This is a genomic window from Pontibacter akesuensis (assembly GCF_001611675.1).
Taxonomy (GTDB): domain Bacteria; phylum Bacteroidota; class Bacteroidia; order Cytophagales; family Hymenobacteraceae; genus Pontibacter; species Pontibacter akesuensis.
The window spans coordinates 2,484,620-2,507,250 of record NZ_CP014766.1 but is presented as its reverse complement, the minus strand read 5'-3'; the positions used below and the strand labels follow the sequence as shown (position 1 = coordinate 2,507,250).

Here is a 22,631-nt window from a genome sequence, read left to right as displayed (position 1 = left end):
TGCTTATCTGTTTTGCAGTTCCTGCTGTCTCTTCGTAGTAGCTTTCTTCGAGTCTACCAACGCATCGTACTCTTCCTGGCTTCCCACGATCAGGTTCTGGTATTCACGCAGACCTGTACCGGCCGGGATCAGGTGACCCACGATCACGTTTTCTTTCAGACCAAGCAGTTCGTCCGCCTTACCTTTGATAGCTGCTTCACTCAGTACTTTGGTAGTTTCCTGGAATGATGCGGCAGAGATAAAGCTCTGTGTACCCAACGAGGCTTGTGTGATACCTTGCAGTGTCGGACGCGATACTGATGGCTGCGCATCACGCACAGTTACCAATTTCAAGTCACGGCGCTTTAGGCTCGAGTTCTCGTCACGCAAACGGCGAGCCGTCACGATCTGCCCTGGCTTCAGGTCAGCAGAGTCTCCTGCATCCTCCACCACCTTCATATCGATGATACGGTCGTTTTCTTCCATGAACGTGATCTTGTCCACAGACTGGTTCTCCAGGAAGCTGGTATCCCCTGCGTCAACTACGATCACTTTCTGCATCATCTGGCGCACTACCACCTCAATGTGCTTGTCGTTGATCTTCACACCCTGCAAGCGGTATACTTCCTGTATCTCATTTACCAGGTATTCCTGTACGGCTCCCGGTCCCTGAATATTCAGAATGTCGTTCGGCGTAATCGCGCCGTCCGACAATGGCATACCAGCTCGGATGAAGTCGTTATCCTGCACCAGGATGTGCTTGGAAAGCGGCACCATGTACTTCTTCTTCACGCCGTCTTTCGACTCGATGTAAATTTCACGGTTACCACGCTTCACGTTTCCGTAAGTTACCACACCATCTATCTCTGACACAACGGCCGGGTTAGATGGGTTTCGTGCCTCGAACAGTTCCGTCACACGTGGCAGACCACCTGTAATGTCTCTTGTCTTACCGATAGCACGCGGTATTTTCACCAGAATCTGACCAGCTTTGATCTTCTCCCCGTTTTCAACCGTCAAGTGGGCACCTACCGGGATGTTGTATCCTTTTGGTTCGCCGCTCTTTGGATTTACAAGTATGGCCGGGTTCTGGGTCTTATCTTTTGTATCGATAATCACCTTCTCACGATACCCTGTCTGCTCATCCGATTCCTCACGGTAAGTTATACCTTCAATGATGGCTTCATATGCGATTTCACCATCGAATTCCGAAAGGATAACCGCGTTGTATGGATCCCAGTTACATAGCTGAGCTCCTTTTTCCACGATCTGTCCTTCGTTTACGTGCAGGAATGAACCATATGGCACGTGGTTGCTGATAAGTAGTTTACCAGTGGTCGGCTCAACGACTCTTACTTCGCCTGAACGACCCATCACTACCTTCACGGCGTCTCCTTCGTTGTTCACTGTATCCAGTGAGCGTACATCTTCAAACTCGATTCTACCGCCGAATTTCGCAAGTATGGTTGCATCTACCGCAATGTTCGATGCCGTACCACCCACGTGGAATGTACGGAGTGTCAGCTGCGTTCCTGGCTCACCAATGGACTGCGCGGCAATTACACCTACAGCCTCACCTTTCTGCACCATGAATCCTGTTGCCAAGTTACGACCGTAGCACTTTGCGCAGATACCACGCTTCGACTCACACGTCAATACAGAGCGTATCTCTACAAAGTCAATTGCCGTGTTCTCAATGGCACGCGCAACTTCCTCTGTTATCTCCACGCCTGACTCGGTGATAAGCTCGTTTGTAATCGGATCGTATACATCATGTACTGCTACACGACCAAGTATACGCTCTGACAGAGACTCCACGATATCCTCGTTGTCTTTCAGTGCACTCACTTCCAGACCTCTCAGCGTACCGCAGTCTTCCTCGTTCACAATAACGTCCTGTGATACGTCTACCAGACGACGTGTCAGGTAACCGGCATCGGCCGTCTTAAGTGCTGTATCGGCAAGACCTTTACGTGCACCGTGTGTTGAGATGAAATACTCGATTACATCCAGACCTTCCTTAAAGTTAGAAAGGATTGGGTTCTCGATGATTTCACCTACTGAGCCTTGAAGCGATTTCTGTGGCTTCGCCATCAGACCTCGCATACCACCCAACTGGCGAATCTGCTCTCTTGAGCCACGGGCTCCAGAGTGCATCATCATGAAGATAGAGTTAAAGCCCTGATCTTCGTTCTCCAGGCGGCGCATCAACGTTTCCGTGATCTGGTTGTTGATACGTGTCCAGATATCAATTACCTGGTTGTAACGCTCGTTGTCGGTGATCAGACCCATTGAGTAGTTCTGCCATACAGCTTCTACATCTTTCTTCGCCTGATTTACCAGTATTTCCTTCTCAGCCGGGATGTTGATATCACCCAGACCCATGGATAGACCGCCTTTGTAAGCAGACTGAAATCCAAGTGTCTTGATATCGTCCAGGAACTGAGCCGTACGGGCCATACCCGTTTCCTTAAATACTCTTGAAATGATCTGCTGCAGCTTCTTCTTCGTCAGCAGTTCATCGATATAGCCCACTTCTTCCGGTACAAACTGGTTGAAGATCACACGGCCGGCAACTGTTTCAATTGACTTGAACTCTAGGTCGCCTTGCTCGTTTCTGATCTTCGTTCTTACCTTGATGTAAGCATGCTTTGATATAATCTTCTCGTTGATGGCAATAATCACTTCCTCCGCAGAGTAGAAGCTCATGCCTTCCCCTTCGATTTTCTCGTTCTCTGTGCTACGCTTTCCTTTTGATACATAGTATAAACCTAGTACCATGTCCTGTGAAGGTACCGCAATTGGCGCACCGTTAGCAGGGTTCAGGATGTTGTGCGACGCAAGCATCAGCATAGAGGCTTCCAGTACAGCAGCAGGTCCTAGTGGAACGTGCACCGCCATCTGGTCACCGTCAAAGTCGGCGTTGAATGCCGTACACACTAATGGGTGTAACTGGATTGCCTTTCCTTCGATCAGTTTTGGCTGGAATGCCTGAATACCTAATCTGTGTAGTGTAGGAGCACGGTTTAGAAGCACTGGGTGGCCTTTCAGCACATTCTCCAGAATATCCCATACTACAGGGTCCTTACGGTCTACAATCTTCTTGGCAGATTTTACCGTTTTCACGATGCCTCTTTCGATCAGCTTGCGGATGATGAACGGCTTGAAAAGCTCGGCTGCCATGTTCTTCGGCAGACCGCACTCGTGCAGCTTCAGTTCTGGACCAACCACAATTACCGAACGTCCGGAATAATCCACACGCTTACCAAGCAAGTTCTGACGGAAACGTCCCTGCTTGCCTTTCAGCATGTCAGAGAGCGACTTCAGCGCACGGTTTCCTTCTGCACGAACAGCGTTCACTTTACGTGAGTTGTCGAACAGGGAGTCCACCGCTTCCTGCAGCATTCGCTTCTCGTTACGAAGGATTACTTCCGGGGCTTTGATCTCGATCAGACGCTTCAGACGGTTGTTACGAATAATCACGCGTCGGTACAGGTCGTTCAAGTCAGAGGTAGCGAAACGGCCACCGTCCAACGGCACAAGCGGGCGAAGCTCCGGCGGGATAACAGGCACCATGCGGATGATCATCCACTCTGGTCTGTTCTCGATGCGTGTGGTTGCATCACGGAAAGCCTCTACTACACGCAGACGCTTCAACGCCTCAGCCTTACGCTGCTGCGATGTCTCGTGTGCGGCTGCATGGCGCAGCTCGTAAGAAAGGTCGTCCAGGTTGATGCGCTCCAACAGCATTTGCAATGCCTCGGCACCCATGCGCGCGATAAACTTGTTTGGATCATTGTTGTCCAACATCTGGTTCTCACGCGGCAACTTATCGATCATGTCCAGGTACTCATCCTCTGTCAGGAAGTCCAGTACGTTTACACCGTCTTCTGCCAGAATACCTGGTTGAATCACTACATATCTCTCGTAATAGATAATCTGGTCAAGCTTCTTGGTAGGTAAGCCTAACAGATATCCAATTTTGTTCGGAAGGGATTTGAAGTACCAGATGTGCGCCACAGGAACAACAAGCTCAATATGGCCCATACGCTCACGACGCACTTTCTTCTCAGTCACCTCTACACCGCAACGGTCGCAGATGATGCCCTTGTATCTGATTCTTTTATACTTTCCGCAGTGGCATTCCCAGTCCTTTACGGGTCCGAATATTCTTTCGCAGAACAGACCACCCATCTCAGGCTTATAGGTTCTATAGTTTATGGTCTCAGGCTTAACTACCTCACCGTTGGAACGCTCCAGAATTGACTCTGGCGAAGCCAAGCTGATCGTTACTTTCGAGAAGTCCTGAGTTAGCTTTTTGTTTTTCGCAAATGCCATATTATTAGAATAATGTCGATACTATGAATATGCTCTACAGCTTAATTCAGCATAAATATGCTAAGCGCCTCGGCAGGTGCCTTGGCGCTTAGCATTATACTGTTACTCCAACGTGATCTCGAGTGCCAGACCTCTTAGCTCGTGAATCAGTACGTTGAATGATTCCGGGATATTAGGCTTCGGCAACACGTCGCCTTTTACAATCGCCTCGTAAGCTTTCGCACGGCCGATCACGTCGTCTGATTTTACTGTAAGTATTTCCTGCAGCACGTTCGAAGCACCGAATGCCTCCAACGCCCACACTTCCATCTCACCGAATCGCTGACCACCGAACTGGGCTTTACCACCCAATGGCTGCTGCGTGATCAATGAGTATGGTCCGATAGAACGAGCGTGCATCTTATCATCAACCAAGTGGCCCAGCTTCAGCATGTAAATCACGCCTACTGTTACCGGCTGATCGAAACGGTCACCGCTCAATCCATCAAATAAATAGGAACGTCCGAAATGTGGAAGCCCTGCCTCTGCCAGCTCAGCTGAAACCTGCTCTTCTGTGGCACCGTCGAAGATTGGTGTAGCATATTTTCTACCCAACTTCAAGCCAGCCCATCCAAGTACAGTTTCGTAGATCTGACCGATGTTCATTCGAGAAGGTACACCAAGTGGGTTCAGTACGATATCCATCGGTGTTCCATCTTCCAGGAACGGCATGTCTTCCTCGCGCACGATACGGGCTACTACACCCTTGTTACCGTGACGTCCGGCCATCTTGTCACCAACTTTCAGCTTGCGCTTTTTGGCAACATATACTTTAGCTAACTGAACAATACCGGCTGGCAACTCGTCTCCTACTTCCAGGGTAAAGCGCTCGCGCTTGAAGTGCGCAGAAACGATATTACGGCGTTTGTTGTAGTTCTTAACAAGCTCTACCAACATGTTGTTCGTTTTCTCGTCCGCTGTCCAATCCTCAAGTATAAGGTCTTTGAACATGTTCACCTCTTCAGGTACTGCGTAGTTGCTCTCGTCCTTATATGGGTTCTTCTCAGGGAACAACGCTTCGGTGATGTTCTTTCTAGTGAACTTAACGCCCTTAGAAAGGATATCATCCCCAAATTTGTGACGGATGCCCTGTGTTGTCTTGCCTTCCAGCAGTCCTACCAGTTTATCCACCATCACGCTCTTAATTGCGATCAGGTCCTTAGAGTATTTCACCTTTAGTTCTTCTACCTCTTTCTTAGACTTGGCCCGCAGGTTTTTGTCTTTTTTAGGACGGGAGAACAGTTTTGTATCGATAACCACACCGTTCAGTGATGGAGGCGCCTTCATGGAAGCATCCTTCACATCGCCAGCTTTATCACCGAAGATGGCTCTTAGCAGTTTCTCCTCCGGAGTTGGATCCGTCTCTCCTTTTGGTGTGATCTTACCAATCAGGATATCTCCTTCGGTAATTTCAGCTCCAATGCGGATGATACCGTTCTCATCCAGGTTTCTTACTGCCTCCTCGCTTACGTTCGGAATTTCAGAAGTTAATTCTTCCTCTCCACGCTTCGTCTCACGCACTTCCAGCTCAAACTCTTCAATGTGAATAGAAGTGAACACGTCATCGCGTACTACCTTTTCGGATATTACGATGGCATCCTCGAAGTTATATCCCTGCCAAGGCATGAACGCCACCTGCATGTTACGTCCAATGGCTAGTTCACCATTGTTTGTTGCATAACCTTCGCAAAGCGGCTGGCCTTTCTCCACGCGCTCGCCTTTCTTCACGATCGGCGTCAGGTTGATACAGGTATCCTGGTTTGTTCTTCTGAACTTCACCAGTTTGTACGTTACGTACTCAGCATCGAATGTTACCAGCTTCTCATCGTCTGTGAGGTCATACTTCACAACAATTTTAGAAGCGTCTACATAATCGATGACGCCTTCGCCTTCGGCAATCACAAGCGCTCTAGAGTCTATTGCAGCTCTTCTTTCCAGTCCAGTACCTACAATAGGTGCTTCAGCCTTCAGAAGTGGAACTGCCTGACGTTGCATGTTCGAACCCATCAGGGCACGGTTGGCATCGTCATGCTCCAGGAAAGGAATCATGGAGGCCGCAACCGATACAATCTGGTTAGGGGCTACGTCCATGTAAGTATAGGTCTCTGGTGCCTCCACTGGGAAGTCGCCTTCGAAGCGTCCTTTTACCGTTGGGTTCACGAAGTTACCGCCTTCATCAATCACGGCATTTGCCTGTGCGATGTGGTGCGTATCTTCTTCCTCAGCAGTCAGGTACTCTACAGTACCGTCTACTACCACTTTACCTTCAATCACCTTACGATAAGGTGTTTCGATAAAGCCCATGTGGTTCACGCGGGCGTGCACGCACAGGGAAGAGATTAGACCGATGTTCGGACCTTCCGGCGTTTCAATGGTACAAAGACGACCGTAGTGTGTGTAGTGAACGTCACGTACCTCGAAACCAGCACGCTCTCTTGACAGACCACCTGGCCCCAGTGCTGATACACGACGCTTGTGCGTCACTTCAGCCAGCGGGTTCGTCTGGTCCATGAACTGAGACAACTGGTTTGTTCCGAAGAACGAGTTGATTACCGAAGACAGCGTACGCGCGTTGATCAAATCAACTGGCTTAAAGTCTTCGTTGTCGCGCACGTTCATACGCTCCTTGATGGTACGCGCCATACGTGCAAGGCCAACACCAAACTGAGCATATAGCTGCTCGCCTACTGTTCTTACACGTCTGTTGCTTAAGTGGTCAATATCATCCACCACCGCTTTGGAGTTGATCAAACCAATTAGGTACTTCACAATAAGAACGATGTCCTCATTCGTCAATACCTTCGCATCCCAGTTTGTATCCAGGCCAAGCTTCTTATTTATTCTATAGCGGCCCACTTCCCCAAGGTCGTAGCGCTTATCTGAGAAGAACAGCTTCTGAATAATATCGCGGGCAGTTTCAACGTCTGGTGCTTCCGTGTTTCGCAACTGACGGTAAATCTGCTCTACTGCTTCCTGCTCAGAGTTAGAGTTGTCTTTCTGTAGGGTATTGTAGATGATCGCATAATCAGCGATGTTCACGTTCTCACGGTGCAGAATAATAGATTTCACACCAGAGTCCACAATCACATCGATGTCTTCTGCCGTGATCTCAGAGTCTCGCTCCAGGATTACCTCGTTTCTGTCGATCGATACTACTTCACCTGTATCCTCATCCACAAAGTCTTCTGTCCATGTTCTTAGAACACGTGCAGCCAACTTGCGCCCGATGGTGCCTTTCAGCGTCTTCTTGTCAGCATTGATTTCTTCCGACAAGCCGAACAGGTCCAGGATATCTTTATCCGTACCATAACCGATGGCACGAAGTAGCGTGGTTACAGGGAATTTCTTTTTACGGTCGATGTACGCATACATCACGTTGTTCACGTCCGTCGCAAATTCTACCCATGATCCTTTGAAAGGAATAATTCTGGCAGAGTATAGTTTTGTGCCGTTCGTGTGCTTGCTTTGCGCAAAGAACACGCCTGGGGAACGGTGTAACTGAGATACGATCACACGCTCAGCACCATTGATCACAAAAGAGCCTTTCTCAGTCATGTATGGGATATTTCCCAAGAACACTTCCTGCTCAATTGTCTCAAAATCCTCGTTATCCTCATCATTACAGATCAGGCGAAGTTTTGCTTTTAGTGGTACAGAGTATGTAAGGCCTCTGTCAATACTCTCATCAACAGAGTATTTTGGTGGGTCTATATGGTAATCAATGAACTCCAGTACGAAGTTTTCTCTTGAATCTGATATAGGAAAGTTCTCGGCGAACACCTTAAACAAACCTTCCTGGGCTCTATTTGCAGCGGGTGTTTCCAGCTGAAAAAAGTCTTGGAATGACTGCACCTGAACATCCAAAAAGTCAGGATAGTCAATTACCGGCTTTATAGAGGCAAAATTGATTCGTTCTGTCGTTTTGTTCTTAGCCAAAGCCTTGGAATTTTACGTTAACAATAAGATATTTAGCACACAGAGTCCAAAACAACTGCGGGCAAAAAAAAGATTCAATTAATTTGAATCTTTATACAAACAGGAAAAGACCTGACGACATTGCCAGGTCTACCTGTTATCAGTATGTTGATAAAGTGGGATTATTTAACCTCCACTTCAGCACCAGCTTCTTCCAAAGACTTCTTCAGTGATTCAGCCTCATCTTTGGCTACACCTTCCTTAAGAGCTTTTGGAGCACTATCTACCAGTTCTTTTGCCTCTTTCAGACCAAGACCAGTCAGCTCTTTAACCAGCTTTACTACCGCTAGTTTCTGAGCACCTGCTGCCTTAAGGATCACGTCGAAAGAAGTTTTCTCCTCTGCAGCAGCAGCACCATCACCAGCACCACCACCAGCAACCATCATTGGCGCAGCAGCAGCAGGCTCGATGCCGTACTCATCCTTAAGAATAGTAGCTAGTTCGTTAACTTCTTTAACAGTCAAGTTTACTAACTGCTCAGCGAATGCTTTCAAATCTGCCATTTTTATAAAATTAAAAGTTACTTATTGATTACGTTTTTTTAGTTTATTCTTTTTCTGATAATGTTTTCAGGATTCCAGCCAGTTTGCCGCCGCTGCTTTGTAGGGCAGAAACAACATTCTTAGCAGGAGACTGAAGAAGACCGATGATCTCGCCAATGAGTTCTTCTCTGGACTTGATCTTGGTCAGTGTCTCCAGTTGCTCGTCACCAACATAAATGCCGGCGTCTATGTAAGCACCTTTCAACAATGGAAGGGGGTTGCCTTTCTTTCTGAAATCCTGGAGCAGTTTTGCAGGAGCATTGCCTGTTTCTTTGCCGAACAGGATACCGGAAGCGCCCTTTAAAACATCATCCAGCGCAGAAGTATCAGCTTCTAAAGTATCAAGCGCTTTCTTGATAAGTGAATTCTTATATACTTTATATTCGATACCTCTATCGAATGCAAGTCTTCTGAACGCATTGATGCCAGCCACACTCATGGTAGAAGCATCAGTGATGTAGAAGTATGCTGTGTTGGCAAGCTTCTCGCTCAGGTCTTGTACGATTATCTCTTTTTCTTCCCTGGTCATGTTCTTAGATCGTTGCGTTCTTTTCTACAGTTACGGCCGGGCTCATTGTGCTAGACAATGTAATGCTCTTGATATAAGTTCCTTTCGCTGAAGATGGCTTCAGACGGTTTAGCGTCAGAAGTACTTCGTTTGCGTTTGCCGCAAGTTGCTCAGCAGAGAAGGACACTTTACCCACGCTTGTGTGAATGATACCGAACTTGTCAACTTTAAAGTCGATTTTACCCGCTTTCACTTCTTTCACAGCCTTGGCTACGTCTTGCGTTACTGTACCCGACTTAGGGTTAGGCATCAGATTACGAGGACCTAAGATTCTACCCAAGCGACCTACTTTCGCCATAACTGCAGGCATTGTGATGATCACGTCAACATCTGTCCAGCCTTTTTCGATCTTCTGAATGAAGTCATCAAGACCAACGAAGTCAGCGCCGGCGTCTCTTGCCTCCTGCTCTTTATCAGGTGTTACAAGGGCAAGAACTTTCACGTCCTTACCAGTACCATGCGGAAGTGTCACAATGCCACGAACCATCTGGTCAGCCTTACGCGGGTCTACGCCCAAACGCACATCAATATCCACAGAGGCATCAAACTTCGTAAAAGTGATATCTTTTACAACTGAAGCCGCGTCCGTTAGAGAATATTCTTTTGTTAAGTCAGCCTTGGCCAAGGCTGCTTTTCTGTTTTTAGATAACTTAGTCATTTCTCTTCAACTATTAAGCGTTCCACGGAGCTGTACCAGAAACTGTGATACCCATGCTTCTTGCTGTTCCGGCTACTTGTTTCATAGCTGACTCCAGTTTGAATGCATTCAAATCAGGCATCTTTGTCTCGGCAATCTCTCTTACCTGATCCCAAGTTACTGAACCTACTTTGTTACGGTTTGGCTCTTTAGAACCTCCCTTGATTTTAGCAGCATCCATTAACAATACTGGAGCAGGAGGCGTCTTAATAACGAAGTCAAAAGACTTATCTGCATAGATTGTAATCAATACTGGTAACACTTGTCCTGGCTTATCCTGGGTTCTGGCATTAAACTGCTTACAGAATTCCATGATGTTAAGACCTTTAGAACCAAGTGCAGGTCCAATCGGTGGCGATGGGTTCGCGGCACCTCCCTTTACCTGAAGTTTCAGGTAACCTTTAATTTCCTTTGCCATTTATTTTTATTTACTACGATTCTTTTTCTACCTGCATGTAGTTCAGTTCCACCGGCGTGTTTCGCCCGAAGATCTTTACCATCACGTTGAGCTTCTTACGCTCTTCAAACACTTCTTCCACAGTTCCGGAGAATCCGCTGAAAGGACCGTCCATCACTTTCACTATCTCACCAACTACAAACGGCGTATCCAGCACCTCTGCCTGCTCCTCTGCTTCGTCTACTGTGCCCAGTATCCTGTTAATCTCGGACTGGCGCAGTGGAACCGGCTTTTTAGTTGGAGAGTTATTCTCTCCGCCAAGGAAACCAATTACCCCCGGGGTACTGATGATGATGTGCTCTGCCTCGCCATGTGAAAGGTCTGCATGAACAAGCACGTATCCAGGAAAGAAGCTTCTCTCCCTGATGCGTTTCTTACCGTTGCGCATCTCGTATACTTTCTCTGCAGGAATCAATACCTGCGGAACGTACTCATCGAGATTGTGGCGCATGATCTCATTTTCAAGATAAGCCTTTGCCTTTTTCTCCTGCCCACTAACCGCACGTACTACATACCACTTTAAATCAGCCATAAATACTCTAATTTAAAATTGGTTGTAAAACCACGTCAGTATCGAGTCGAACCCAAAGTCCATAGCTCCAACCACCAAAGCGAAGATTAAAGAACCTATCAAGACCAACACTGAACTTCTTTGCAATTCAGCATAAGTAGGCCAAGAGACTCTTTCCTTCATCTCTTCGACAGTGTCGTTTATGTAAGTTCTAATGTTGCTCATCGCTTCGAAATTCCTGAGGTGATAAAAATTGCACGGGTGGAGAGACTCGAACTCCCAGCCAATGGTTTTGGAGACCACTACTCTACCAATTGAGCTACACCCGTAAAAAAATGCACGCCAATCTTTAATTGGAGTGCAAATTTATTTAAAAGAATTATGAAAACAAACCCGTTCCCAGAAAAACTTTCCAGGAACGGGTCTGAAACATATTATTAGTCAAGGATTTCAGTTACCTGGCCGGCACCTACTGTTCTACCACCCTCACGGATAGCGAAACGCAGACCTTTCTCCATGGCAACCGCGTTGATCAGGTTTACCTCGATAGTGATGTTATCACCAGGCATTACCATTTCTACGCCTTCAGGAAGCATGATCTCACCAGTAACGTCTGTGGTTCTGAAGTAGAACTGTGGACGGTACTTGTTGAAGAATGGCGTATGACGGCCACCTTCTTCTTTAGAAAGAACGTAAACTTCAGCTTTGAACTTCGTGTGAGGCTTCACAGAACCTGGCTTACAGATAACCATACCACGACGGATATCAGTTTTCTCTATACCACGAAGAAGAAGACCTACGTTGTCACCAGCTTCACCTCTGTCAAGGATCTTGCGGAACATCTCAACACCAGTTACTACTGACTTCAAGTTCTCAGCACCCATACCCAGGATATCAACCTGCTCACCAGAGTTGATGATACCACGCTCAATACGGCCTGTTGCTACTGTACCACGACCTGTGATAGAGAACACGTCCTCTACTGGCATCAGGAATGGAAGGTCAACAAGACGCTCTGGAAGCGGAATATAAGAGTCAACAGCAGCCATCAGTTCTTCGATAGTAGCTACCCATTTCGCGTCGCCGTTAAGGCCACCAAGAGCAGAACCCTGAATTACTGGAATGTTGTCGCCGTCGAAGTCATAGAAAGAAAGAAGCTCACGGATTTCCATTTCCACAAGCTCAAGAAGCTCAGGATCGTCTACCATGTCAACTTTGTTCATGAACACTACCAGCTGAGGTACACCTACCTGACGGGCAAGAAGGATGTGCTCACGCGTCTGTGGCATTGGGCCGTCAGTTGCAGCAACCACAAGGATAGCGCCGTCCATCTGGGCAGCACCAGTAACCATGTTCTTCACGTAGTCAGCGTGACCTGGGCAGTCAACGTGTGCATAGTGACGGTTTTCAGTTGCGTACTCAACGTGTGATGTATTGATCGTGATACCTCTTTCTTTTTCTTCAGGAGCGTTATCAATTGAAGAGAAGTCACGAAGTGTTGCAAGACCTTTGCTAGCCAATACTGTAGAGATAGCAGCAGTCAAAGTAGTTTTGCCGTGGTCAACGTGACCGATAGTACCGATATTTACGTGCGGTTTGGAACGGTCAAATGTTTCTTTAGCCATTGTATGATATTAAATTAAGGTTAAAACGTTTAAGTTTATGTCGCGCTTTTAAATATACACGTAACGGACTGTGAGCCAACGATGGGAATTGAACCCACGACCTCTTCCTTACCAAGGAAGCACTCTACCCCTGAGCTACGTCGGCTTTTAAACCGCCAGGAAACTACGACCCTATTTACACTAAAAAGGAAGCTCATCTGCATGAATTTCCTCCTCCAGTCCTGTATGTAGTAAATATGTTCCTGACTTTCTTTTTTTTTGAGCGGGAGACGAGGGTCGAACTCGCGGCCTATAGCTTGGAAGGCTATCGCTCTACCAACTGAGCTACTCCCGCTTACTAATTTTGAGTAACTGAATTCCGAATGCGTGAATATTAATTCATCTATTCAAAATTCAGTTATTCAGTCTGTGGGGAGAGCAGGATTCGAACCTGCGAAGTCGTAAGACAACGGAGTTACAGTCCGTCCCATTTGGCCGCTCTGGAATCTCCCCGAAGCTAATTCTGCATTAAATCATCAGAACTTTTCTTTAGTCCCACACTGCTTTCGCTGTGTTCCTCGTTCTAAAGAGATGCAAAATTAAGCCCTTTTTCATGTAAGTCAAACATTCCGGTAAAAAAATGTGAAATAATTTCTGCGCGGCCTAAATGCCATACATTTCCAGCAGGCGCTCATCCTTCTCACCGGCTTTTATTTCCTGCAGTAGCTGCTGCACCTCGGGCTTCTCCGACATCACCATAAGCGCCTGAACAGCAGCGGCCCGCACGTAGTATTGGCTGTGGTTCTTCGCCAGTTCTGCCAGCATGCTGATCACCTCCGGCGTGTTGGTGCTGCTGTTGCTGGCTAGGTAGGCGCCAAAGCTTTGCAGGAGGTAATAAAGTTCTCCGCCCTTGGCAGTCTTTAGGTTTCGCATGAACCAGTCAAACTTCTCAGGTCCTCCCTGCACGGCGTAGAAGGTGGCGAGCGCCAGCACAACTTCCTCGTTTGTCTCCTTGTCGAACTGCGCCAACTGCTGCTTCGTGTCAGCGGCTCCTGTGCCCGCATAGGCAAGTATGGCCGCGGCGGCGGCCTGGTAGGAGCTATCCTGCATGGCCTGCTTAAACAGTTGCTGGTGTTTGGCGCCGTTCAAGCTTGCCAGGGCAAGTATGGCATCGGCCCGTACAGAGCCTTTCTTGTCTGCTGTCGCCATTTTCTGGATGGCGGCTTCTACGGCAGCGGCTTCTCCCCCTTTCAGGCTGCTGAGAGCGTTGATAGCGGTACTGCGTACAGCCCAGAAGTCATCTTTAAGGGCGGCCAGATACATGTTCTTCACCGCTGGCTGACTTGCTTTCTCCTGAAGCCTGGCGAGTGCCTCCAGCTTCGGGGCCAGCTGCTTCGTGTTCTGGAATTGGAAGATGAGTTCCTGCTCCGTTTTCTGGTGCTCTACCACCCCCAGCAGTTGCTGCTCGGCATCAAACAACACCAGTTGCGGCTGGTTGGCAACCTTAAACGTGAAGGTTTGATTTGCTTTGTTCACCGTGATAGGAAACACCTGCTTCTGCCCTCCCGCCCAAACAGCTACCTGCAATGGCAGGCGGTAAACCGGTGCGTAGGCCGTATCCTGCACCTGCTCTACCTGTATGGTTAATTGTCCGTTGGCATAACTGTGCTCTACCTGAAGTTCCGGATGCCCCGGCTTGGCGAACCATTGGTCGAAAAACCACATCAGGTCCCTGCCGGTTACATCCTCAAAAGCCATTCTCAGCTCGGCCACCTCTACGTCAGAGTATTTGTTGCGGGTCAGGTACAGGTTCAGGGAGGCCCACCAGGCGTCATCCCCTACTATATTGCGCAGCATGTGCAGGATACGGCCGCCTTTGGCATAGGAGTGCGAATCGAACATGTCTTCTTTGTCCTTGTAGTGGTAGCGGATAAGCGGCACGCGTTTCTGCTCAGCCTCATCCAGGTACTGGCCCAACTCATCGAGCTGCAGGTAAGCGGCCTCGTCGGCGCCATACTTGTGCTCAAACCACAGGTACTCCGAGTAATTGGCAAAAGACTCGTTCAGCGGCAGGTTAGCCCAGGACTCGGTCGTTACGTAATCACCAAACCACTGGTGAAACAGCTCGTGCGCGATGATGCCGTCCCAGTTCTTGTCGAGCAACTCACGCTCGGTCATGTGCAGGTCCTCCATAAAGGTAGAGGCCGAGGTGTTCTCCATCGCCCCAGACACGAAATCACGCACCACTACCTGCGCATACTTTGCCCACGGGTAATCGACCCCCAACTTCTTCGAGAAGAACTCCATCATGGCCGGCGTGTTGCCGAACACTTTCTTGGCGGTGCCTTTGTAGGCTGGCTCCACATAGTAGTTCACTTCGCGGTCGCGCCACTTGTCTTTCACCACGGCAAAATCGCCCACTACCAGTGTGGCTAAGTATGGCGCGTGCGGCAGCTCCTGCTTCCAGTAGTCTGTTTTGGTGCCGTCGGCGTTCTGGCGCGAGTACATAAAGGTGCCGTTGGAGAGCGTGGTGTACTTCGGGTCTACCCTGATATAGATATCCTGCGTCATACGCTCGTTGGGCGCATCGATGGTTGGAAACCAGGCTGAGCTGGCCTCAGTCTCTCCCTGTGTCCAAATTTGCGTTGGCTTGTTCGGGTCCTCCCCCAATGGGTTGATGAAGTATAACCCTTTGTCTGAGGTGATGGCCTCGGAGCCGCCGGAAGTCAGTTCGTTCGGCTTGGCGGTATAGTCTATCTCGATGGTATACTTCTCGTTGCGGGTGTAGGTCTTGTTTAGCTTGATGGCCAGTTTCTGCCCGTCGTAGTCAAAAGTCAGCGGCGTGGCGTTATTGTCCTTCATCAGGTTCACGCTGTGGATGTCCATTCCCTTGGCGTCCAGCACGAGCGTATCCTGCGGGTAGAAGTATGGCTTTGCCGTGATCTCGGCCACTCCGTTCAGGTACTGCTTCTGCCAGTCAAAGCTAACGCGGAGGGTAGTATGCAGCAGGTCGTGCTCTTTGGTGCGGGAGGGGTTGAAAGGACCTTTCTCCTGCACCCAGGCTGGCACTGAGTTGGCGGGAGCAGCCGTGTTCTTTTTGGCCACCGGTGCTTTGGCCGCTGTGTCTGTCACCGCTTTGTTGGTGTTACAGGCACTTGTAAAAGCCATAGCGGCTGCCATACCCACTATGCTGAGAAACCTATGATTCATGCTTGGAATGTTTTAATTTTGAGGTGAAGTTCTTAAAATACTCTGAGAAAACCACTACCTTTAAGGTTGAAACCATACAAAAGAAGATGCTCCAGGTAAAAACGGGTAACGAGAAAACATGGCAGGTTGATATACAAAAAGATGCCATCCAGCTAAATGGGGAGCCGTTTAACTGGGATATCGCCCCTATCGGGCCTAACACGTTCCACATCATTAAAGGCACGCGCTCTTTCACCGCCGAGGTGGTTTCGGCAAACTACCAGGAGAAAACCTTCACCTTCAAAATTAACGGCGCCGTACAAACCGTAAGCGTGCAGGACCGGTTCGACCTGCTGCTCGACCAGTTAGGCATGGGCAATGCCAACGCCAACAAGGTAAACGACGTGAAAGCGCCGATGCCGGGGCTTATACTTGACATTAAGGTAGCACCGGGCCAGGAGGTGAAAAAGGGAGACCCGATCATGATCCTGGAGGCAATGAAGATGGAGAACATCCTCAAATCGCCGGGCGATGGCGTGGTGAAGGAGGTAAAGGTGCAGGTACGGCAAAACGTAGAAAAGAATCAGGTAATGATTCTTTTTCAATAGATATTAGTAAAGGACGAGCGGCTGCCACGGTAGCCGCTTCTTTGTGTTAAAAGAATTCATAACCTATACAGATAAATTACCGTGAAGTATAAACGAATTTTGCTAAAGCTAAGTGGTGAGGCACTCATGGGCGACCAGCAGTACGGCATCGACTCAAACAGGCTGTTGCAGTACGCCCAGGAGATAAAAGAGGTAGCCGCCCTAGGTGTGGAAGTGGCCGTGGTGATTGGCGGCGGTAATATTTTCAGGGGAGTGCAGGCCGAGCAGGTAGGCCTGGACCGCGTGCAGGGCGATTACATGGGCATGCTGGCCACCGTGATCAACAGCATGGCGCTGCAAAGCGCGCTGGAGAAGCTTGGCGTGTACACGCGCCTGCTGTCCGGCATCAACATACAGCAGGTATGCGAGCCATACATTCGCCGCCGTGCGGTGCGCCACCTGGAGAAAGGCCGTGTGGTTATATTCGGGGCAGGCACCGGCAATCCATACTTCACAACCGACTCTGCCGCCTCGTTGCGCGCCATAGAGATTGAGGCGGATGTGGTACTGAAAGGTACCCGTGTGGACGGTATTTACTCTGCTGACCCGGAGAAGGACCCGGACGCAGTATTCTACCCGAATATCTCGTTTAAGGAAGTGTTTGAGAAAGGCCTGAACGTAATGGACATGACGGCGTTTACGCTGTGCAAGGAGAACGATTTGCCTATCATCGTGTTCGATATGAACAAAGGCGGCAACCTAAAGCGTCTGGTGCAGGGCGAGCGCATCGGCACGCTCGTAAGTATGGACGACCTGGGCGACACACTGAAGGAAACGGTGGACCAGATACAGCCAAACTCGAAAACTGACAGAAAATAAAAATTTGTTATTTTTGCCTGGAAAAAATTTCAGAACGATATTAAGTAAATAGATATGACGGAAGAAATTCAGTTTTACCTCAGCGAAGCAGAGGAGTCTATGCAGAAGGCTGTGCAGCACACGGGCAGTGAACTGACGAAAATTCGTGCCGGAAAGGCCACGCCTGCCATGGTAGAAGACCTGCGCGTTGACTACTACGGCACACCTACACCGGTATCGCAGGTAGCCAATATCTCAGCGCCGGATGCACGTACCTTGCTCATCAGACCTTGGGAGAAGAACATGCTGGGCGAGATCAACAAGGCCATCAAGAACAGCGACCTTGGCCTGAACCCGCTGCAGGAAGCAGATGCCGTTCGCCTGAACATACCTGCCCTGACTGAGGAGCGCCGCCGCGACCTGGTGAAGCAAGTAAAGAACGAGACAGAAAGCGGTAAGATCAGCATCCGTAACATCCGCAAGGATGTAAATGACTCGCTGAAGAAGCTGCAGAAGGAAGGCACCGCCGAAGACGCCGTTCGCGACGCAGAAGGCAAAGTGCAGAAGCTGACGGACGCTTACATTGTGAAGATGGACGAGCTGCTAAGCAAGAAGGAAGCAGAGATTATGACGGTATAAGCTCTTTGACAAAAGATAAACCGGACAAAAGACGAAAGACTTTTCCAAAACGTAAAAACAGAAGCGCCTCATAGTAGTATGAGGCGCTTCTGTTTTAGTGAATATTGTGTCTTTTGTCTCTTGTCACAAAGCTCCTTTGTCAAAGCTACTGATACAGCTTATGCACCTGGATGTACTCGGCCACGGCATCGGGCACGAGGTACTTTATACTTTTCTCCTCCCGGATGCATTGTCGGATAAAGGTTGCCGAAATGTCAAGTATGGGTGCTTTCACAAACGTGACATTCGACATCTCGGGCAACTCTGTAGTGATGGAGCCGGAGCGCGGATACACGTATACTTTGTGGTATTCCAGAATCTTGTCGGCATTTTTCCACTTCGGGAACAGCGGCAGGTTGTCCTCCCCCATCAGCAGCACAAACTCATAGCTCGGGTACTTCTCCTGCAGGTACGTCAGCGTATCGATGGTATAACTCGGCTTGGGCATGCTGAACTCAATGTTCGACACCCCCAGGTTCGCGTTATCGCCGATAGCCAGCGTTACCATCTGCAGCCGGTCGAATTCGTGCACCAGCGTGTTGCTGGGCTTAAATGGATTCTGCGGCGACACGATCAGCCACACCGTATCGAGGTCGGTGTTGGTGGCCATGAAGTTGGCAAGTATAAGGTGCCCGGTGTGGATGGGGTTGAAGGAGCCAAAGAGTAGCCCTACCTTCATACGATGGATGGTTCTGCCTGAATGAATTGGTTTACAAGCTTCTCAGCTTCGGCGCAGGCCTGGGTCAGGTCGTCGTTCACAATTACGCGGTCGAACTGATCCTCAAAGCCCATCTCGAACTTAGCCTTGAACACGCGGCTGCTGATGCTGGAGGCCGAGTCCGTGTTGCGGGCAGTGAGGCGGTTCGCCAGCTCGTCGATAGACGGGGGCTTCACGAAAATGGCCAGCGCCCGCTCTTTGTAGAAATGCTTCACGCTTAGGCCGCCCTTTACGTCCACATCCAGCACCACGTGCTTGCCGCTTTTCCAGATGCGTTCTATTTCGGACTTCAGCGTGCCGTAGAAGGCGCCTTCATACACTTCCTCCCACTCCACAAACTCATCGTTCCCAATCTTCTGCTTGAATTCCTCGGGGGTGATAAAGTAGTAGTCTTTTCCGTTTTCCTCGGTGCGGCCGCGTTTGTCGCGGGTGCAGGCCGAGATAGAGAAGCTCAGCAAGGGGTTTACGCTGAGCAGGTGTTTTACAATAGTGGTTTTACCGGCACCTGAGGGAGCCGAGAAAATGATAATCTTGCCTTGCATTAGGGGGTTATACCGTTTCTTGTATCTTCACTTTGATGGAATGGGCCAGGCTTTCCGGCACAATCACACGCTGTAGATGGCCGCTGATAAGGCCTTTGAGGAGTTTTTGCTTTTGATGGCTTTCGAAGCAACTGACACACTCTTCGATGTGGCTGTTAAAGAACTGCTGATCTTCGGGAGTGGCCTCCCCATCAATGATCATGTCCAGCATGTGTGCTGTGCGCTCGCAGTTTGCGGTTTGCGCTTCTTCAGGTGCTTCCTGGTATGCTTCTGTAAATTTTGGTTCCATCTTGGCTAAACTCTAAAAATTCCCTCTAACTATTATAACCCATGCTTTTCGCATACTTTTCCAACTTCTCCTTCAAAGAGTTTCGGGCACGGTGCAGCCTAGAGCGTACAGTTCCGATGGGGATGTCCAGAATCTTGGCCATTTCCTCGTACGTAAAGCCTTCCAGATCACAAAGTATAATCACCGTTCTGAAGTCGATGGGCAGGGCATTGAGTGCACTGGCTACTTCATCCCCGATCAAATCCTGCACACTTTCGGTGCGCATGTCTGTCGTGGTGGCCACGCCGCCCTCCCCTTCTACGTCGTCGGTGTTATAATACCCTTCAACCTCGCTGTAGTCTACTTTTGCAGGCTGTTTGCTCTTTTTTCTAAACTCATTAATGAAGGAGTTCTTCAGGATTCGGAACAGCCATGCTTTTGCATTAGTTCCTTGTTCGAAGTAGTCAAAAAAGCGGTAAGCCTTCAGATAGGTTTCCTGCACCAGGTCGTTGGCATCGTCTTCGTCGAGGGTGAGTCTGTAGGCAAAATTGTACAGAGGATCGAGCACAGGAAGCAATTCGGCCTCAAACCGCGCGTCTTTCTCCTCTTTACTTAGTTGTTTACCCTGTTGCTCGCTCATCTATACTTATGGATTTTGTACTTTATAAAAGTCCTCTATCGCGTGTAGGTGCAAATATAGGAATTTTAATTACATACCGTAGTAGCACGGTTTGGGTTGCAACACAAACCGCATATCTCTTACAGCCACTGTCTTTCAGCGCAGCTATAGTATACGGCATTCATCAAATTAGAGGGGAAAAGCACTTTTTTATACTTCTGCCCCGCCTGCCCCACAACCAGTTGCCCTAAATTGCCGCCCCGCTTGAGCAGTGGGGCAACAAACTACCTGATGGCGAAGGACTTCAAGTGCCAACGCAGGGGCAGTTTATAACTTTCTGTACTTGCCTTGGCCTTAGGGAGCAGCGGCAACAGCATCTTCTAAAACAGAAAAATACTTCCGGCGCCTGGTCAGAGCCGGATAATGTCTCCCTTCATCTTGCCAAGTATAAAAGAAGTCACGTCTTTCACACTCAAACGTTTACCTACTTTTTTGGCTGTTTTCTTGAACGCCTGCCGCGACTCCCGCACCCGGTTATAGGAGGCCATGAACAGCGAAAGCGACCTCAGGTAATGCCAGCGGAAGGTAAGCACCCGGATCAGTGCCTCAGGCAGCAGCTGCAGAAACCACAGGTAACGGCTGGTACCCTCCAGGTGGATGGCGTGCAGAAACATCTTGTTGCGGTCGTACATGGTGCTGACGTACTTTTTCTTGCTCTTTGATTTAATGGAGGAAGAAACCTGGTGGCGGCATACGCTCGAATAGTCATAGTAGCATTTAAAACCCAGCCGCCACGCCCTCAGCGACAGCTCGTAGTCTTCCACATAAAATGGTGAAAAGATCTCATCAAACCCACCGATGAGCAGGAATTTCTCCTTATCTATAAAGGCGTTGGCACCCGATAAGTACATCGAGTACAAGCCATCCTCCATCTGCCGCTCGTCCTGGAGCAGGTAATTACCGGTTGTCTTGATCTTGCTGCCGTGGAAAGACGGAAACTTGGCGCCGTCCTGAATCTTTTCATCATGCCAGCCCACTATCCGCCCCATCACCCCAAAGGTATCCGGCCGGGAGAAGTATTTGTACTGGTTGGCAAAGTAGTGTGGCGTTAGCTTCACGTCGCTGTTCAGCAGCAGCACCTTGTCAAAACTTGCTTTCCGGATGCCGTGGTTTGCCGTAACTGAGAAACCGCCGTTTACCTCGTTGCGAAGTATCCTGATTTGCGGGTAGTTTGCCTGCAGGTACGCGATAGAGTCATCCGTGGAGCAATCATCCACCACAATCAGTTCTGTGGGCTTGTCGACGTGTGCCAGCGCCTCCACCACCGTAGGCAGTGTTTCTTTGAACAAGTGTACGCCGTTATAATTCGGGATGACAACAGAAATTCCGGTTACCATAGGAGTTTTTTAAAGCTGGTGTTTGTGTTGAAGCATGAATGGCTGCTAAGAGACCTGCTCTTATACTTAGGATGGCCTGTCGGAAGGTGTGTCTTTGTAAGCCAGGTACAGTTTGGCATACTTCAGGAACACAGTGAACCCGGAAAGCACAGCGATGAAAAAGCCGTTGAAGCCATCCAGAAAACCCAGCTTGATAAAGTATGTCCGGAAGAAGCGGAATGGCGGCTTTACAAGTATAGCCAGCAGCGACGTTTTCTTTCCCTTTTTCACCATCTCCTCCTTAAATACCTCCGTGTACCTGTTTATCTGGTCGAGGTGCTCTTTCACGTTATAGCTGAAGTAATGCAGCATGTCGCCCTTCAGCTTTTTGATCTTGGCACCCTCCACGGGTATAACCCGGTCGTGCGGGTTTTGCCCACCCCAAGCCGCCTTGGTTTTGTCGAACAACCTTAATTTACGGTCAGGATACCAGCCCGAGTGCCTGATCCACTCGCCCCGGTAGTTGGTAAGCCGGTTCAGCAGGTAACCATCGGCCGCCCAGTTGCGCTTGGCCGCCAGTACCGACTGCCGCAGTTCCTCCGTCAGCGACTCATCCGCATCCAGCGCCAGCACATGCTTGTGCGTTGCCTGCTCCAAGGCAAACGACTTTTGGTCTATCATCCCCTTAAAAGGATTTTCGATAAACTTTACCCCATGCGCTAAGCAGATTTCCTTTGTCCGGTCAATGGAAAGGGAATCCACAACAATCACCTCATCGGCTATCCCCTCCACCGATTTCAGGCAGCGCCCTATGTTCTGCTCCTCGTTAAAGGTGATGATGGTTACTGACAGCTTGACTTCCATAGATTATCCCGCTCTTTTCAATGAGCTGCACAAAGATCGTTTATTTATGCCAAAATTATAAGTACGCGCTGCTTTTGGATGACCGGTGGCTTGGCCACCGCTGTGCCGGAAGCAGGTGCGTGGTGTGTTTCGCAGGCGCAGCCAAGCTACGGCTAAGGAAAGGAAACACGGCAGGCAACCCCTAATCTATATAGCTTTACAACGAGTTGATGTTTACCCACT

Annotated in this window: 19 protein-coding genes and 4 tRNA genes; 3 read left to right on the top strand and 20 right to left on the bottom strand. The window is 49.1% G+C overall.

Annotated features, from left to right (window positions below; genetic code table 11):
- Nucleotides 1-3: 3 nt before the first annotated feature.
- The 14 genes from rpoC to A0W33_RS10610 form a co-directional block, all read right to left on the bottom strand.
- Complete coding sequence (gene rpoC, locus A0W33_RS10675) at nucleotides 4-4,317, bottom strand: DNA-directed RNA polymerase subunit beta' (protein ID WP_068838126.1); 4,314 nt, start codon at nucleotides 4,315-4,317, stop codon at nucleotides 4-6.
- 102 nt (nucleotides 4,318-4,419) lie between these two features.
- On the bottom strand, nucleotides 4,420-8,292 hold the full coding sequence (gene rpoB / locus A0W33_RS10670; RefSeq protein WP_068838125.1) for a DNA-directed RNA polymerase subunit beta: 3,873 nt from the start codon (nucleotides 8,290-8,292) through the stop codon (nucleotides 4,420-4,422).
- 161 nt (nucleotides 8,293-8,453) lie between these two features.
- Nucleotides 8,454-8,834: a 50S ribosomal protein L7/L12 gene (gene rplL / locus A0W33_RS10665; protein ID WP_068838124.1), complete on the bottom strand. Its 381-nt coding sequence runs from the start codon at nucleotides 8,832-8,834 to the stop codon at nucleotides 8,454-8,456.
- Nucleotides 8,835-8,877: 43 nt separating this feature from the next.
- On the bottom strand, nucleotides 8,878-9,402 hold the full coding sequence (gene rplJ / locus A0W33_RS10660) for a 50S ribosomal protein L10 (protein ID WP_068838123.1): 525 nt from the start codon (nucleotides 9,400-9,402) through the stop codon (nucleotides 8,878-8,880).
- 4 nt (nucleotides 9,403-9,406) lie between these two features.
- Complete coding sequence (gene rplA / locus A0W33_RS10655) at nucleotides 9,407-10,099, bottom strand: 50S ribosomal protein L1 (protein WP_068838122.1); 693 nt, start codon at nucleotides 10,097-10,099, stop codon at nucleotides 9,407-9,409.
- A 13-nt stretch (nucleotides 10,100-10,112) separates the two neighbouring features.
- On the bottom strand, nucleotides 10,113-10,556 hold the full coding sequence (rplK, locus tag A0W33_RS10650; RefSeq protein ID WP_068838121.1) for a 50S ribosomal protein L11: 444 nt from the start codon (nucleotides 10,554-10,556) through the stop codon (nucleotides 10,113-10,115).
- Nucleotides 10,557-10,569: 13 nt separating this feature from the next.
- Nucleotides 10,570-11,127: a transcription termination/antitermination protein NusG gene (gene nusG, locus A0W33_RS10645; RefSeq protein WP_068838120.1), complete on the bottom strand. Its 558-nt coding sequence runs from the start codon at nucleotides 11,125-11,127 to the stop codon at nucleotides 10,570-10,572.
- 12 nt (nucleotides 11,128-11,139) lie between these two features.
- Entirely contained in the window at nucleotides 11,140-11,331 is a 192-nt protein-coding gene (gene secE, locus A0W33_RS10640) for a preprotein translocase subunit SecE (RefSeq protein ID WP_068838119.1), read from the bottom strand.
- Between the two features lie 31 nt (nucleotides 11,332-11,362).
- Nucleotides 11,363-11,435: transfer RNA gene (locus tag A0W33_RS10635), tRNA-Trp, on the bottom strand.
- Between the two features lie 108 nt (nucleotides 11,436-11,543).
- On the bottom strand, nucleotides 11,544-12,731 hold the full coding sequence (gene tuf, locus A0W33_RS10630; RefSeq protein ID WP_068838118.1) for an elongation factor Tu: 1,188 nt from the start codon (nucleotides 12,729-12,731) through the stop codon (nucleotides 11,544-11,546).
- A 73-nt stretch (nucleotides 12,732-12,804) separates the two neighbouring features.
- Nucleotides 12,805-12,876 (bottom strand) — tRNA-Thr (locus A0W33_RS10625).
- A gap of 116 nt (nucleotides 12,877-12,992) precedes the next feature.
- A tRNA-Gly gene (locus tag A0W33_RS10620) sits at nucleotides 12,993-13,065 on the bottom strand.
- A 75-nt stretch (nucleotides 13,066-13,140) separates the two neighbouring features.
- Nucleotides 13,141-13,223, bottom strand: a tRNA-Tyr gene (locus tag A0W33_RS10615).
- Nucleotides 13,224-13,373: 150 nt separating this feature from the next.
- A complete protein-coding gene (locus tag A0W33_RS10610) occupies nucleotides 13,374-15,920 on the bottom strand; it encodes a M1 family aminopeptidase (protein ID WP_068838117.1) in 2,547 nt (848 codons plus the stop codon).
- Nucleotides 15,921-16,006: 86 nt separating this feature from the next.
- On the opposite strand from A0W33_RS10610, the gene A0W33_RS10605 reads away from it, so the two are divergent.
- The 3 genes from A0W33_RS10605 to frr all read left to right on the top strand — a co-directional run bounded on the left by A0W33_RS10605 (nucleotide 16,007) and on the right by frr (nucleotide 17,983).
- Nucleotides 16,007-16,507, top strand: coding sequence for an acetyl-CoA carboxylase biotin carboxyl carrier protein subunit (locus A0W33_RS10605; RefSeq protein WP_068840065.1), 501 nt, complete (start codon nucleotides 16,007-16,009; stop codon nucleotides 16,505-16,507).
- Nucleotides 16,508-16,588: 81 nt separating this feature from the next.
- Nucleotides 16,589-17,365, top strand: coding sequence for a UMP kinase (pyrH, locus tag A0W33_RS10600; protein ID WP_068838116.1), 777 nt, complete (start codon nucleotides 16,589-16,591; stop codon nucleotides 17,363-17,365).
- A gap of 54 nt (nucleotides 17,366-17,419) precedes the next feature.
- Nucleotides 17,420-17,983, top strand: a complete 564-nt coding sequence (frr, locus tag A0W33_RS10595) for a ribosome recycling factor (RefSeq protein WP_068838115.1) — start codon at nucleotides 17,420-17,422, stop codon at nucleotides 17,981-17,983.
- 145 nt (nucleotides 17,984-18,128) lie between these two features.
- Here frr and nadD read toward each other — a convergent pair whose 3' ends face one another.
- The 6 genes from nadD to A0W33_RS10565 form a co-directional block, all read right to left on the bottom strand.
- Nucleotides 18,129-18,701, bottom strand: coding sequence for a nicotinate (nicotinamide) nucleotide adenylyltransferase (gene nadD, locus A0W33_RS10590; RefSeq protein WP_068838114.1), 573 nt, complete (start codon nucleotides 18,699-18,701; stop codon nucleotides 18,129-18,131).
- Complete coding sequence (gene gmk / locus A0W33_RS10585; RefSeq protein ID WP_068838113.1) at nucleotides 18,698-19,282, bottom strand: guanylate kinase; 585 nt, start codon at nucleotides 19,280-19,282, stop codon at nucleotides 18,698-18,700. Before gmk ends, nadD begins: the two co-directional genes overlap by 4 nt.
- 7 nt (nucleotides 19,283-19,289) lie before the next feature.
- Nucleotides 19,290-19,571, bottom strand: a complete 282-nt coding sequence (locus tag A0W33_RS10580; RefSeq protein ID WP_068838112.1) for an anti-sigma factor family protein — start codon at nucleotides 19,569-19,571, stop codon at nucleotides 19,290-19,292.
- Nucleotides 19,572-19,596: 25 nt separating this feature from the next.
- Complete coding sequence (locus A0W33_RS10575; protein WP_068838111.1) at nucleotides 19,597-20,190, bottom strand: sigma-70 family RNA polymerase sigma factor; 594 nt, start codon at nucleotides 20,188-20,190, stop codon at nucleotides 19,597-19,599.
- 389 nt (nucleotides 20,191-20,579) lie between these two features.
- Nucleotides 20,580-21,566 carry a glycosyltransferase family 2 protein gene (locus A0W33_RS10570; RefSeq protein ID WP_068838110.1) on the bottom strand — a complete coding sequence of 329 codons (987 nt, stop codon included), beginning with the start codon at nucleotides 21,564-21,566 and terminating at the stop codon, nucleotides 20,580-20,582.
- Between the two features lie 66 nt (nucleotides 21,567-21,632).
- Nucleotides 21,633-22,409, bottom strand: coding sequence for a glycosyltransferase family 2 protein (locus A0W33_RS10565; RefSeq protein ID WP_068838109.1), 777 nt, complete (start codon nucleotides 22,407-22,409; stop codon nucleotides 21,633-21,635).
- Between the last annotated feature and the right edge of the window lie 222 nt (nucleotides 22,410-22,631).

What these genes read in the sequence shown, in the direction of transcription:
- nusG (WP_068838120.1), bottom strand. Translation starts at nt 11,127, where the DNA reads ATGGCTGATTTAAAGTGGTATGTAGTACGTGCGGTTAGTGGGCAGGAG.
- A0W33_RS10580 (WP_068838112.1), bottom strand. Translation starts at nt 19,571, where the DNA reads ATGGAACCAAAATTTACAGAAGCATACCAGGAAGCACCTGAAGAAGCG.
- A0W33_RS10610 (WP_068838117.1), bottom strand. Translation starts at nt 15,920, where the DNA reads ATGAATCATAGGTTTCTCAGCATAGTGGGTATGGCAGCCGCTATGGCT.
- tuf (WP_068838118.1), bottom strand. Translation starts at nt 12,731, where the DNA reads ATGGCTAAAGAAACATTTGACCGTTCCAAACCGCACGTAAATATCGGT.
- rplK (WP_068838121.1), bottom strand. Translation starts at nt 10,556, where the DNA reads ATGGCAAAGGAAATTAAAGGTTACCTGAAACTTCAGGTAAAGGGAGGT.
- A0W33_RS10565 (WP_068838109.1), bottom strand. Translation starts at nt 22,409, where the DNA reads ATGGAAGTCAAGCTGTCAGTAACCATCATCACCTTTAACGAGGAGCAG.
- nadD (WP_068838114.1), bottom strand. Translation starts at nt 18,701, where the DNA reads ATGAAGGTAGGGCTACTCTTTGGCTCCTTCAACCCCATCCACACCGGG.
- frr (WP_068838115.1), top strand. Translation starts at nt 17,420, where the DNA reads ATGACGGAAGAAATTCAGTTTTACCTCAGCGAAGCAGAGGAGTCTATG.
- A0W33_RS10570 (WP_068838110.1), bottom strand. Translation starts at nt 21,566, where the DNA reads ATGGTAACCGGAATTTCTGTTGTCATCCCGAATTATAACGGCGTACAC.
- rplL (WP_068838124.1), bottom strand. Translation starts at nt 8,834, where the DNA reads ATGGCAGATTTGAAAGCATTCGCTGAGCAGTTAGTAAACTTGACTGTT.
- rplA (WP_068838122.1), bottom strand. Translation starts at nt 10,099, where the DNA reads ATGACTAAGTTATCTAAAAACAGAAAAGCAGCCTTGGCCAAGGCTGAC.
- secE (WP_068838119.1), bottom strand. Translation starts at nt 11,331, where the DNA reads ATGAGCAACATTAGAACTTACATAAACGACACTGTCGAAGAGATGAAG.
- A0W33_RS10605 (WP_068840065.1), top strand. Translation starts at nt 16,007, where the DNA reads ATGCTCCAGGTAAAAACGGGTAACGAGAAAACATGGCAGGTTGATATA.
- rpoC (WP_068838126.1), bottom strand. Translation starts at nt 4,317, where the DNA reads ATGGCATTTGCGAAAAACAAAAAGCTAACTCAGGACTTCTCGAAAGTA.
- gmk (WP_068838113.1), bottom strand. Translation starts at nt 19,282, where the DNA reads ATGCAAGGCAAGATTATCATTTTCTCGGCTCCCTCAGGTGCCGGTAAA.
- A0W33_RS10575 (WP_068838111.1), bottom strand. Translation starts at nt 20,190, where the DNA reads ATGAGCGAGCAACAGGGTAAACAACTAAGTAAAGAGGAGAAAGACGCG.
- rplJ (WP_068838123.1), bottom strand. Translation starts at nt 9,402, where the DNA reads ATGACCAGGGAAGAAAAAGAGATAATCGTACAAGACCTGAGCGAGAAG.